General features: G+C 43.8%; 16 protein-coding genes. 10 read left to right on the forward strand and 6 right to left on the reverse strand.

Features of this window, described 5'->3' with window-relative positions; translation table 11 throughout:
* Positions 1 to 91: 91 nt before the first annotated feature.
* Positions 92 to 841 (reverse strand): tRNA pseudouridine(65) synthase TruC, encoded by a 750-nt coding sequence (gene truC, locus ACED28_RS05695; protein WP_041472881.1) that lies wholly within the window; start codon positions 839 to 841, stop codon positions 92 to 94.
* Entirely contained in the window at positions 841 to 1,155 is a 315-nt protein-coding gene (locus tag ACED28_RS05700; protein ID WP_012604609.1) for a YqcC family protein, read from the reverse strand. The genes truC and ACED28_RS05700 overlap by 1 nt, the downstream gene beginning before the upstream one ends.
* A gap of 87 nt (positions 1,156 to 1,242) precedes the next feature.
* Here ACED28_RS05700 and ACED28_RS05705 point away from each other — a divergent pair, with 87 nt between their 5' ends.
* Positions 1,243 to 2,283: a DUF3549 family protein gene (locus ACED28_RS05705; RefSeq protein WP_371709476.1), complete on the forward strand. Its 1,041-nt coding sequence runs from the start codon at positions 1,243 to 1,245 to the stop codon at positions 2,281 to 2,283.
* A gap of 84 nt (positions 2,284 to 2,367) precedes the next feature.
* Positions 2,368 to 2,676, forward strand: coding sequence for a DUF3301 domain-containing protein (locus ACED28_RS05710; RefSeq protein ID WP_009847426.1), 309 nt, complete (start codon positions 2,368 to 2,370; stop codon positions 2,674 to 2,676).
* On the opposite strand, the gene ACED28_RS05715 is transcribed toward ACED28_RS05710, so the two are convergent.
* Positions 2,642 to 3,160 (reverse strand): GNAT family N-acetyltransferase, encoded by a 519-nt coding sequence (locus tag ACED28_RS05715; protein WP_009847427.1) that lies wholly within the window; start codon positions 3,158 to 3,160, stop codon positions 2,642 to 2,644. The two genes, ACED28_RS05710 and ACED28_RS05715, sit on opposite strands and share 35 nt — an antisense overlap.
* A gap of 768 nt (positions 3,161 to 3,928) precedes the next feature.
* Here ACED28_RS05715 and ACED28_RS05720 point away from each other — a divergent pair.
* Together ACED28_RS05720 and ACED28_RS05725 are read left to right on the forward strand one after the other, a co-directional pair.
* Positions 3,929 to 4,216 (forward strand): hypothetical protein, encoded by a 288-nt coding sequence (locus ACED28_RS05720; protein ID WP_009847428.1) that lies wholly within the window; start codon positions 3,929 to 3,931, stop codon positions 4,214 to 4,216.
* Positions 4,217 to 4,254: 38 nt separating this feature from the next.
* A complete protein-coding gene (locus ACED28_RS05725; RefSeq protein ID WP_009847429.1) occupies positions 4,255 to 4,698 on the forward strand; it encodes a YaiI/YqxD family protein in 444 nt (147 codons plus the stop codon).
* A 277-nt stretch (positions 4,699 to 4,975) separates the two neighbouring features.
* Here the strand turns inward: ACED28_RS05725 and ACED28_RS05730 are convergent, their stop codons facing one another.
* The 3 genes from ACED28_RS05730 to ACED28_RS05740 form a co-directional block, all read right to left on the reverse strand.
* Positions 4,976 to 6,541, reverse strand: a complete 1,566-nt coding sequence (locus tag ACED28_RS05730; protein ID WP_371709477.1) for an AbgT family transporter — start codon at positions 6,539 to 6,541, stop codon at positions 4,976 to 4,978.
* Positions 6,542 to 6,928: 387 nt separating this feature from the next.
* A complete protein-coding gene (gene ykgO, locus ACED28_RS05735) occupies positions 6,929 to 7,054 on the reverse strand; it encodes a type B 50S ribosomal protein L36 (RefSeq protein WP_009847431.1) in 126 nt (41 codons plus the stop codon).
* A 1-nt stretch (position 7,055) separates the two neighbouring features.
* The gene (locus ACED28_RS05740; RefSeq protein ID WP_371709478.1) at positions 7,056 to 7,316 is read right to left on the reverse strand and encodes a type B 50S ribosomal protein L31; all 261 of its coding nucleotides are present in this window, start codon (positions 7,314 to 7,316) and stop codon (positions 7,056 to 7,058) included.
* A gap of 124 nt (positions 7,317 to 7,440) precedes the next feature.
* On the opposite strand from ACED28_RS05740, the gene tsaA reads away from it, so the two are divergent.
* From tsaA to ACED28_RS05770, 6 genes are all read left to right on the forward strand, one after another.
* A complete protein-coding gene (tsaA, locus tag ACED28_RS05745; protein WP_371709479.1) occupies positions 7,441 to 8,136 on the forward strand; it encodes a tRNA (N6-threonylcarbamoyladenosine(37)-N6)-methyltransferase TrmO in 696 nt (231 codons plus the stop codon).
* A gap of 101 nt (positions 8,137 to 8,237) precedes the next feature.
* Positions 8,238 to 9,953, forward strand: a complete 1,716-nt coding sequence (locus ACED28_RS05750) for a proline--tRNA ligase (protein WP_371695422.1) — start codon at positions 8,238 to 8,240, stop codon at positions 9,951 to 9,953.
* 189 nt (positions 9,954 to 10,142) lie between these two features.
* Positions 10,143 to 10,832, forward strand: coding sequence for a tellurite resistance TerB family protein (locus ACED28_RS05755; protein ID WP_371709480.1), 690 nt, complete (start codon positions 10,143 to 10,145; stop codon positions 10,830 to 10,832).
* 192 nt (positions 10,833 to 11,024) lie between these two features.
* Positions 11,025 to 11,228 carry a YaeP family protein gene (locus tag ACED28_RS05760; RefSeq protein WP_009847436.1) on the forward strand — a complete coding sequence of 68 codons (204 nt, stop codon included), beginning with the start codon at positions 11,025 to 11,027 and terminating at the stop codon, positions 11,226 to 11,228.
* Between the two features lies 1 nt (position 11,229).
* Positions 11,230 to 11,421: a DUF4250 domain-containing protein gene (locus tag ACED28_RS05765; protein ID WP_009847437.1), complete on the forward strand. Its 192-nt coding sequence runs from the start codon at positions 11,230 to 11,232 to the stop codon at positions 11,419 to 11,421.
* Between the two features lie 237 nt (positions 11,422 to 11,658).
* Positions 11,659 to 11,985, forward strand: coding sequence for a hypothetical protein (locus ACED28_RS05770; protein ID WP_009847438.1), 327 nt, complete (start codon positions 11,659 to 11,661; stop codon positions 11,983 to 11,985).
* Positions 11,986 to 12,092: the final 107 nt, after the last annotated feature.

Below are 12,092 nucleotides of genomic sequence, written 5' to 3' on the forward strand. Positions count from 1 at the left end.
TGTTTAGGTCGCACAGACGTCAAAAAGGGCTGATATCACTATCAGCCCTTTGTTTTACTTTACGTTCTACGCTTAATTAGACGTTTGTATTTTACTTAGACGAACACGCCTTAGCACCGATTAAGTTGGCATCCCACTCAAAAGTTTCAAACAACCTTAACCACGTTTCATCTAAGTTCGCCTTCATCACCAATTCTTCTTTAGTGAAAGGATGAATGAAGCTCAATTCAGAAGCATGCAGCAACAGACGGTGTGAGTCTAAATCATCACGGAACAGTCGGTTATGCTTACCATCACCATGTGAAGTATCGCCCACGATTGGGTGTCTTAGATGAGCCATGTGACGACGCAGCTGATGTTTACGTCCTGTCTTTGGCATCATCTCAACTAAGCAATAACGACTGGTAGGAAAACGGCCTGTTGAATACGGCACTTCGACTTTCGCTAACGGCTCGTAAACAGTGACGGCTTCTTGTGGTTCTTTATCTTCTTTCGCGAACTTATCGGCGATCTTATCCAGCTCAACCTTAAGCGCATAATCGAGCGTATCGCCCTCTTCTATCCAACCACGCACAATCGCATGATAGGTTTTTTGCATCTCGTGGTTGGCGAACATCGGCATCACCTCAGAGGCAACTTCACTCGACAGAGCAAACACCAATACGCCAGACGTTGGACGGTCTAAGCGATGCAGAGGAAATACGTGCTGACCAATTTGGTCGCGCAGAGTCTGCATCACAAACTGAGTCTCGTGTTTATCCAACCATGAGCGATGCACTAGCATACCCGCAGGCTTATTCACCGCGACAAAATACTCATCTTGATAAATGATCTCTAACATTACGCGCATACCTCATCAATGCTCTGAATCGTCACTAGCAGTTCAGCTTTGTCTGCCTCATTTTTCCACACTTCACCAAAATAAGGATGAATCGCAAAGCCTTTCGGTAGGCTCATTTGGGCATCCATCATTGCGTTGATCTTTACGATAAAGATCCACTGCAACCACTCTTCTGGTTGTAGCGAGTCAATCGCAAAAGGCTCAACGCTCGCCAGAGCTTCATCCGAAGGCGAAACATCGCTCCATAGAGAACATTGGCGCATTTGTTGTTCTAATTGTTGAAGTAAAAGAGGTAACTTTGTGGCTGCTGTCATTTTTCACCAAGTTATTTATCTAGTGACCTTGAAATTGGGGCATAGAGTACCATCTATTTAGGAAAGAAAGTTAGGAGCTTTATTACTATGGAAACGATTCACACGCTCACTCAGTTACTAAAGAATAGCGGTTGCCAATACGACATCTACGACCTAGGTCGTCGTATCCAGAAGATCGACAACACCCTATTCTCTGATGTTGAGCAGGGGAAACAGCCATACCCGTTTCCACTTCAAAAACAAGCTCACTTAGCGATCAGCTACTGGAACGAACACAAGCAACCTTGGATCTGGTTCCTAAAATTCAAACTCGATGAAAGAGGCTTACTGCATCAAGGGGATGTGGGTAATTTTCTTAAGTTTGTTATCGAAGCGATGGGCACACGTTTGAACGGTGAGATCAGCGAAGAGCAACAACAAAAGCTGTCAAACAACCCTTATACCTTCAAGCCTTCTGAAGACAAAATGGCCGTATTCCATAGCCAAGTAAGAGCAGGGTTAGACCTCGCGACGAGCCAATATTACGAGCACGCTCAGCATTACTTCACAGGTGAGCTTGGTTGGGATAACTGGAAAACCGTTGGTCTTCAAGGCATCACCGATATGTGCGCGCGTTTAGGCAGCCAACAAAACGGTGTCGCGATTCGCAAAGCATTGAATAAACTGCCATCAGAGCCGCTATACGCAACACTAGGGGCGCTTGAGCACACGCAAATCAATGACAAACTCGCGCAACGCTTACAAGAGATGGCAAACAATGAGATTAACAGTCAAGAGCTGGATCTGTTCTTACTGTCAGCTTTGGTTCGTGCCCTTTCCGGTGCAGAACAAGGGATCGCGAATAACATCATTAACCAAGTTCTCGCGAGTCCACGCTTGAGCCACCAAGAAGTGTTGATTGGTTTAGCGGGTCGCAGCTGGCATGCGCTACAAGATCCAGCGATTGCCGAGCAATTCTTGTTGCGCCTCGCACAAACAGGCAACCAAAACCTGTTCAATCAGTTATTTGCAGATTTAGTGATGATTCCGACACTAAGAATGGTATTTTTGCCGTTGTTGAATTCGAACCCATCACCAGAACTCGCAAACGCATTGATTGAGTTACAACAAGCGGCTAAGTCGCAATAAAAACTAGACAGAACAGCTCAGTAGCTCGTAACAACGAGCTCAAAACACAATTGGAATAGAAAGATAAAAGGAAGTATGGACTAAATGATAGATAACTTAGTGGCTATTTTGATGCTGTGCTTCTTTTGCTTTCTGTTTTGGCAGCAGCGCAGGCAATCCGAGCTTGCGAAAGCTGCCATTGCGAGAAAGTGTAAAGAGCTCGACTTGCAGCTATTAAGCGTTGCCTTCAACGGTCATAAACTTAAGATGCGCCATGAACTCACGACCATTTGGCGCTGGCATACTGTGTACCATTTTGAATTTTCGGCATTAGGTGATGACCTATACCAAGGAAAACTGACCATGGTCGGCTTCCGCTCTATGCGGTTTGAGCTACAGCCTCATAGAATGTAACGTCGCAGTGCGCGTTATAGCTATATTCATGATAAGGGCCAAACGAATCTTGTTTGGTTTCCTTAAATTCAAATCCTAGTTTTTCTAATAACTTAATCGATGGGTTGTGGCCGACATTCACAGTCGCAACAACATTCGTTAGGCGCTCTTCAAAACACACCAAACTTAAAAATGGTTTTAGCACCTCACTAGCAAAGCCGCGATTCCAATACTCTTTATCCAAAATAAAGCCAAGCTCATGCCTACCCTCTTCTGATGAAATAAAGACATGCCCAAGATATTCACGGGTTTGGTTGTGGATGATAGCGCGGCAGAAGCCGACGTTGTCTTGCAGTATCTCTTGAAATAAGAACTTCGCAGAGGCAATAGAGTGCGGCCCATTCATTTCAGAACGATTAACGGGGCAGCAATTCAACTTGATAAAGTCGTGTTGTAGCTGTTCGGTATAAGGTACCAACAGCGTTCTTGAGGTTGCTATCGTCATAAAACACTCCTTGTGTTGACCATTAGCAGAAAAGCAGATGTCGCGATCTTAGATAAAAGCTCCTGAATTAAAGAGCCCACTAGAGAGAAGAAAAGCCTCAGATAAAGAAAAGCCCCGACACCGAAGTGTCAGGGCTAGGGTCTTACTCGCAGCAGTCCGGCTACTAATAAATGCTCCATGCATCATCCATAATAGTGGCTGTAATCCTTCAGCTCTTTCCTTTACTTCGCCGTCCTAGCGGTGTCCAATCATCCTGAAAGCTAACAATCCTAGTTAGCGCACATCACTTGTTCCGTGAGCGGTGTCCTTTACATCGTCCTGATGCTAATCCAACCCTTTAAATCCTAAAGGTGTCCATTGTCATTCCGTTGCAGCTAACTTCCTGTTAACTGACTGTATCCCTACAATGTCCTTACGCTCCATGCTTGACTACTCAATCCTAAGTAACCAAATCTTCATCCTGAAGATAACCAAATCCTTGGTGCTTTCCTGTTCCGTGTCAGAATCCTTCCGACAAGGTTTAATTTACGCGATTTACGATTTGGGACAATAGATTTGCATCACACTTTGAATTCATAAAAGTTGTTAATTATATAAAACAACAAAAAATCAACCACTTAATCATATGCACCTCAATCTCTCTAGCGATGTATTCGTGTTATCTCACAACCTTTGTAAGAGATCTCTCACAAGCTATGGGCGGTTTTATGATTCGCTATCACTCACCAGAGCGAGTAAAATGGCTGAAGACTAAAAATGGAGGTCAACATGCTGACAAAAGATGTGTCTGAAGAGTTGAAATCAGTGCTTGAAGGACTGCAAGCACAAGGGAAAGAGCCTACAGTTGCTTTAGTTAAAGCTCGTATGAGTACATCGGTTCCGATGCCCGCTTTAATCACAACCATCAAGAGCTGGAAAAGCGCGAATCGCGTTCCTAAAGTTGAAGTCGCGACACAAGAAGAGCCAGCACTCGATCGTGTTAGCCAACTGGAAAAGCAAATCCTTGAACTTACCACCCGCGTTGCCACGCTAGAAGCCAAGTTAACGGAACAATAAGTTAACTGAGCAATAAGCTAACAGAGAAATAGAACACTATGAAAATATGGGTTGATGCGGACGCTTGTCCTAAGGTTATCCGAGAAACAATCGTACGCGCAGCTGAGCGCACTGGGGTTGAATGTACCTTCGTGGCAAACCATCTGGTTCCTGTCCCTAAACGCAATAACATCCACTCAATTCAAGTCCCAAGCGGATTTGATATTGCAGATGATGAAATCGTAAAACGCACTGAACCCGGTGATCTCGTGATTACATCCGATATCCCTCTCGCCGATGAAGTGATCACCAAAGGTGGTCAAGCACTTAGCTCTCGTGGCGAGCTCTACACCAAAGAAACCATCAAAGCGCGCCTGAACATTCGTGACTTTATGGATACCATGCGTTCAAGCGGCATCCAAACGGGTGGACCAAGCGCCCTCTCACAGACCGATCGTCGTGAGTTCGCGAATCACCTTGATCGCCTGCTAGCCAAGCGCTAATCATTAAGAAACATTGATATTCGTTCATAGCCATAACCGTGAACCTGTAGATATGTTTGTCGACATACTCCGTTCTTGTTACTTAACACTTGATACTAAGTGCTACTTTAACGGAGTATTGATGATCCATCTTGTCACCATCTCTTCTTTTTAAATCATCCCAATTTTCTACACTCTTTCAGATCACTTTCCGTGATTGGTACACCATACTTTCGATCAAAAAAAACCTGCACGAGGCAGGCTTTAAAATCTAACAATATGACTTGTACTAACGTTACTACGGCGTGTAGAACGTTGCTGCACCTGGGCCTACTGGAAGACCAAATACGAACACCCATAGGTAGAACAAGATACTCCAACCGAACATAAAGCAGATTGAGTATGGAAGCATTGTAGCAATCAGAGTACCGATACCAAGGTTCTTCATGTAACGCGTCGCTACAGCAAGAATAAGACCGAAGTAGCTCATCATTGGTGTAATGATGTTCGTCGTTGAATCACCGATACGGTAAGCTGCTTGAATCGTTTCTGGTGCGTAACCAACAAGCATTAGCATAGGTACAAAGATAGGTGCTGTTACTGCCCACTGAGCAGAAGCCGAACCGATCATTAGGATAAATGCAAAGAACAACATTGGGCCAGTAAGACCGATATCTTGTAAGAAGCTAGCGCCACCAACAGCGATTACTTGACCAAAGTTAGTCCACTTAAAGAAAGCAACAAACTGTGCAGCAAAGAATACAAGAACAATGTACATGCCCATTGAAGACATAGACGTTGCCATCGCATTGATCACGTCACGATCGTTCTTCATTGAACCGGTAACTTTACCGTAAACAAAACCAGGAATAGCGAAGAATACAAAGATAAACGCAACAATACTCTTCAGGAATGGAGAACCCGAAACCGTACCAGACGCTGAACGTAGAACACCGTCAGCTGGAACGATAGTCCACGCTAGAAGTGCAGAAACAGCCAATACAGCAATACCTGCTAGTTTTAGACCTTTCTTCTCAACATCCGTCAGTCTGCCCATCGAATCATTTGATAAATCTTCAGAAGCTTCTTCGTCGTTGTATTTACCCAACTTAGGTTCAACAATCTTCTCAGTTACAAATGCACCTGTAATCGCGATGAAGAAAGTAGAAACAAACATGAAGTACCAGTTTGACTCAGGACCAACCGTGTAAGACGGGTCAATCATCTGTGCCGCTGTTTCTGTAATACCAGAAAGCAGTGGGTCAACCGTACCGATAAGTAGGTTTGCAGAGTAACCACCTGACACACCAGCGAATGCCGCAGCAAGACCAGCAAGAGGGTGACGACCTAAAGAATGGAAAAGCATTGCTGCTAGTGGAATAAGTACCACATAGCCAAGCTCTGATGCTGTGTTAGAGATAATACCTGCAAACACAACCGTTACTGTAACCATGCGCTTAGAAGCACCCATTACCATGCCACGCATTGCAGCAGATAGTAGACCTGAGTGTTCAGCAATCGCTACACCAAGCATAGCAACAAGTACAGTACCTAGTGGAGCAAAACCAACAAAGTTCTTAACTAAGTTAGTCACAATAAGTTGTAGACCTTCTGCGTTAAGCAGACTTACAACGTGGATCATGCCGTCAGCAGCACGACCTTTAGCACCTTCTGGTCGAGGGTCCATAACAGACACTTCGAAGTAACCAGCAATACCTGAAGTAACGAGGATTGCTAAGCAGAAGATTGCGAAAAGAGTGATTGGGTGGGGTAATAGGTTCCCCAAATATTCAACGCCATCTAAAAAGCGAGTAAAAATAGGTTTTTTAGGCGAATTGTTTTTTATTGAAGCTGATGAACTCATCAGTTCCCTCCTTGTAGTGATTCCTGTGCAATTGTGACAAAGATGTTTAAATTGCCCGCGCAGATTAATCGACAAAAGGGTCAATTAGAAATCGTAAATGTTACAAAGTGTGTAACAAACCATTCTTTTTAACTTAATAAAAACAAAAAATTAGCAAATAACTCTAATTAAAACATTAAAGTTAGGTTTATAATTGGTGCGGATGCATTCATTCGATTTATACTTGCTCGTGTAAGCTATTGATAAAGTGACAAATAAGAAACAACGTACGCTAAGTGAGCACATACTCTCCTGCAAAGTTCCTCTCGAAGGAAAAGAAAAACAGACAAATGAATGAAGTTTGACTTTCCCCTCGTTTTTACACTCATGTCACATCAAATTGACTGACTATTTTTGAACCGCTTTGAATCTCGGGTTGGATTTACAGATGACATAGAGACGGCCTCTACGCTTTACTATTTGGCAATCTGGGTGACGGCTTTTCGCACTTTTCAGTGATTTCACAACTTTCATTCTATTTCGCTCCCTTACCTAATTGACCAAAACGACGAGTGAAGTTCGCAACGCGTCCCTCTTTATGTAGCACTCGCTGTTTACCCGTATAGAAAGGATGCGACTTTGACGACACCTCAATCGTGAAGTAAGGATAAGTATTTCCGTCTTCCCATTCGATAGTGCGATCTGTTTTCAATGTTGATCCGATTAAGAAGTACTCATCGACACTGGTGTCATGAAAAACCACGGGGCGGTAATCAGGGTGGATATTCTGTTTCATTGTATTTCCCTTAAATAACTAATTTGATATGTTATAACATATTAAATGATAATTATTATCAAAAGAAAAACAAGTGATTTTATGATATTTTTCCGTCTTAACTGAAACCAGAGAACACCTTGCTATGTACACCATTGAACCTGTTGGCTTTATTGAGTCTCCTTATAAAGAGAAGTTCGCTGTGCCAAGACAGCCTAGGTTAGTACCCACTTCTACCTCAAGAGTCAGGCTAGTTGAAGCAGCGAACTGCCTTGAGTCTGTTCGTGATATTGAACAATTTAGCCATGTGTGGTTGTTGTTTTTGTTCGATAAGAACCTTGAAGCAGGATGGAAACCAACCGTGAGGCCACCTCGCCTTGGCGGGAACGAACGTATTGGTGTATTCGCGTCTCGTGCCACATTCAGACCGAATGGAGTGGGTATGTCCGCGGTTGAACTCAAAGGGGTATCTCAAGAAAGGGGACAAACTTGGTTGGACTTGGGCAGTATTGATCTCGTTGACGGCACACCGATCATCGACATCAAACCTTATATCCCCTACTCGGATTCAATTCCCGATGCACTAGGAGGGTTTGCCGCCGATGAACCAGCAGTGCTCGACGTTAACTTCTCGCAACAAGCGCAAAGTAAGCTCGCAAACCACCCACAAGCACACCATATCATTCAGGTGATCAAAGAAGTATTAGGCCAAGATCCTCGCCCTGCCTATAAGAAAGGTAAGCCTGACAACAAGGAATATGCGGTAAATTTGTTCGATCTTAACGTGAAATTCATGGTTGAAACGCTTTTCATCAATGTAACTGACATTGAACGCTTTTGAGATCCCAAATAGGCTGATATTATATGCGGCTATATCAGATTTGCTGTGGTTACGAACGACAGCAAGTTTTCTTTTATCAATGATGAAACGGATACCATAGAATGCGTACCAGTAACTACCTTCTTTCTACTCTGAAAGAGACTCCAAACGACGCAGAAGTTATCAGCCACCAGCTGATGCTACGTGCAGGTATGATCCGTAAGCTAGCTTCAGGTTTATATACTTGGCTACCTACTGGTCTACGTGTACTGCGTAAAGTCGAAAATATCGTTCGCCAAGAGATCGATAATGCAGGTGCCGTTGAAATCTTGATGCCCGTAGTTCAACCGTTTGAGCTTTGGGAAGAGACTGGCCGTTCTGAAAAGATGGGTCCTGAGCTACTTCGTTTCACAGACCGTCATTCTCGTCCATTTGTTCTTAGCCCAACAGCAGAAGAAGTGGTAACGAGCCTAGTACGTAACGAGATCAGCTCTTACAAACAGCTACCTCTAAACCTGTACCAAATCCAGACTAAATTCCGTGATGAACGCCGCCCTCGTTTTGGCGTAATGCGTGCTCGTGAATTCTCGATGATGGATGCGTACAGCTTTGATATCGATAAAGAAGGCTTAGAAAAGTCTTACCAAGCGATGCACGATGCTTACTGTAAAGCATTTGACCGCATGGGCCTTGAGTACCGTCCAGTATTAGCAGACTCTGGCGCAATCGGTGGCAGCGGCTCTCAAGAGTTCCACGTTCTTGCTGAAAGCGGCGAAGACCTAATCGCATTCTCTTCAGAATCTGATTACGCAGCGAACATCGAGAAAGCAGAAGCACTTGCTCCAACGACTGAAGCGGCAGCGCCAACTCAAGAGATGGAACTGGTTGATACGCCAAACGCAAAAACAATCGCAGAACTTGTAGAGCAACACGGTCTAGCAATCGAGAAGACAGTAAAGACTCTATTCGTTAAAGCTTCTGATGAAGTAGACGCTGATATCATCGCGCTAATCATCCGTGGCGACCACGAGCTTAACGAAGTGAAAGCAGAGAACCTTCCACAGATTGCTTCTCCACTAGAGATGGCTTCTGAAGAAGAAATCCGTGCACTTGTTGGTGCAGGTCCTGGTTCACTTGGCCCTGTTGGTCTAGAGCTACCATTCATCGTTGACCGCTCTGTTGCTGTAATGAGTGACTTCGGCGCTGGCGCAAACGTAGACGGTAAACACTACTTTGGCATCAACTGGGGTCGTGACGTAGAGCTTGCTCAAGTTGAAGACCTACGTAACGTAGTTGAAGGCGACCTTAGCCCATGTGGTCAAGGTACCATCCAACTTAAGCGCGGTATCGAAGTTGGTCACATCTTCCAACTAGGTAATACTTACTCTAAAGCAATGAACTGTAACGTGCTTGGTCCTGATGGTAAGAGCGTAATCCTAGAGATGGGTTGTTACGGTATCGGTGTTTCACGTGTTGTTGCTTCTGCTATCGAACAAAACCACGATAAGTTCGGTATTACTTGGCCAGACGCACTAGCACCATTCCAAGTTGCTATCGTACCAATGAACATGCACAAATCTGAGCGCGTTAAAGAAGCAGCTGAGAAGCTATACGCTGAATTAACGGCTATGGGAATCGAAGTACTATTTGATGACCGTAAAGAGCGCCCAGGTGTTATGTTTAAAGATATCGAGCTAGTGGGTATCCCTCACACTATCGTTATCGGTGATCGCAGCATGGACGAAGGTAACTTCGAATACAAAAACCGTCGTACTGGTGATAAAGAAGCAATCGCTATGGACACGGTTATCGAGCACCTTACAGCTCAACTAGCTTAGTAATCCGATTACTCGCTAGATATACATTGAAAGGCTACCATTAGGTGGCCTTTTTTGTGCCTGTCGTTTCTCTTCAAACTCCCTTCTATTTATCACCAGAGTAAATAACGTAAGTTAATCCCCTGTTCATCTTTAAATCCGTATATTGGGTTCATTAACTCTTTAGACACGATTACATTGGAGGTATCGATGGATATCAAAAGCTTACTTAACCAAGCACTTAAGTCAGATCTCGTTAAACAAGGTACTCAGAAGCTTTCCCAAGGCTCTTCAAGTTTAAATGGCCTAACTCAAGGCGGCAGTGGTAAGAATATCAACAAAAGCACGCTCGGAGCCTTCGGCGCAGGCGCAGTAGGCGGCGGACTCTTAGGTGCGTTAATGGGCTCTAAGAAAACCAAGGAAATGGGTAAGAAAGCCGCTGGTATTGGTGGCGCAGCGGCACTTGGCGCACTCGCTTACAAGGTCTATAACGACTATCAGTCTAAACAAGGCCAAGCACCGAATTTCGAACAAGCTCAATTTGATGAGAACGACTCAAACCATAGTGTGCTGATTCTAAGATCGATGATTGCTGCGTCCAAAGCCGATGGTCATGTCGATGAAGAGGAGATGGCAAAGATCGAGCAAGCGGTCGAAAATATGGGCGCCGATTATCAACTGACTAAATTGGTCTCTGAAGAGCTGCACAAACCACTCGATCCAAGTGAAATTGCTCAATTAGCAACGTCACCTCAACAAGCGAGTGAGATCTACTTAGCCTCTTTGATTGTAGCGGATGAGCAGAACTTTATGGAGAAGGCTTACCTCAAAGAGTTAGCAAAGCAGCTCAACTTAGCTGATGAAGTCACTCATCAGCTTGAACAGCAGATCTCTAGTTAAGCGCATCAGTAAATATCACGCTAAACCGCAAGTATCACGCTAAGTAACAAGTTAGCAAAGTGATACATTGAGCATCAACAGAATGAGATATTGAGCAAGAACAAACTAACTCTGAACTTAGTCAGATCCACTTTGTTTTTGCCTATCTCTATGTGTATATTGAGATCAGTTATCATTTGGTTAGGTATAAAAATGAAAGTATACGATTGTTGTGATTTGGTGCGTGAACTGTATTCTCAAATTGGCAGTGGCGACCAAGGCTATATCCCTAAAGCGATCACCTGCGCGGTAAAAACATTGAACGACCTTGCTGCAGATGAATCTCTTCCTAAAGAAGCAAGAGATCGTGCTGCATTTGCCGCAGCGAATCTACTGATCTCAGATTTCGAGGACTAATATGAACCTCGCTAACTTTGAAAAGATGGATCCTGTGATGTTGATGAGCATCGTCAACATGAAACTGCGTGACGATTTCGGCGGTGACTTGGATCGAGTAGTCAACTTCTATGAAATCGACAAAGCTGCATTGACCGCAAAACTTGCGTCTGCTGGTTTTGAGTTTCTTCCGGAAGCCAAACAGTTTCGGTAGTCATTTAGAACAAACTTAATTTTAAATACCAACCTCCGTGTTGGTTTTTTTTATTTTTGGGCCGGGTACATAATAAGCTAAAGACGAATAAACTTATTAGAAATTATCTGTTTGCGCCTATACTTTTATATCCTAGAGTCAGCTAACGCGCCTTGAATCAAAGCGTGTTGTTGTATAGGCTACTCCAAACAGCATATAAAACTCATCACCAAATTCGATGATATCGAAGGACTAACAATGAAAAGACTCGGACTTTTAGCCGTTATCGCAGCCGTATTTACTGCAGGTTGTGCTTCAAATACTCAACAAGACAATTTCCGTGAAGCCTCTTTTGAGCTGTGTAATACTGAAGTCGATATCTACTCTGTAAGCCATGATGAAAGAGTACGTATCGTCTGCTCTGACGGCTCTAAATTTGCCTTAAACAGTGAAGATACGCTAGAAATTATGCGCGATATCAACATCGACTATTGTGATGGCGAAGGCTTAGGTAAATTCAACGAAAGCCGTCACTACTACTCTTTCAAGTGTAAGTCAGGCACCCTACTTAGCATTAAAAAGTAGAAGCGACACAACAAGAAAGCGATAAAACAAGAAAGCAATAAAGCAATAAAGGGTTGATGTGAAAGCATTAACCCTTTTTAGTACCTGCCTTTCTGTATTCTCAGATA

This window comes from Vibrio sp. 1F253 (assembly GCF_041439295.1).
In the GTDB taxonomy this organism is placed as follows: Bacteria; Pseudomonadota; Gammaproteobacteria; order Enterobacterales; family Vibrionaceae; genus Vibrio; species Vibrio tasmaniensis_A.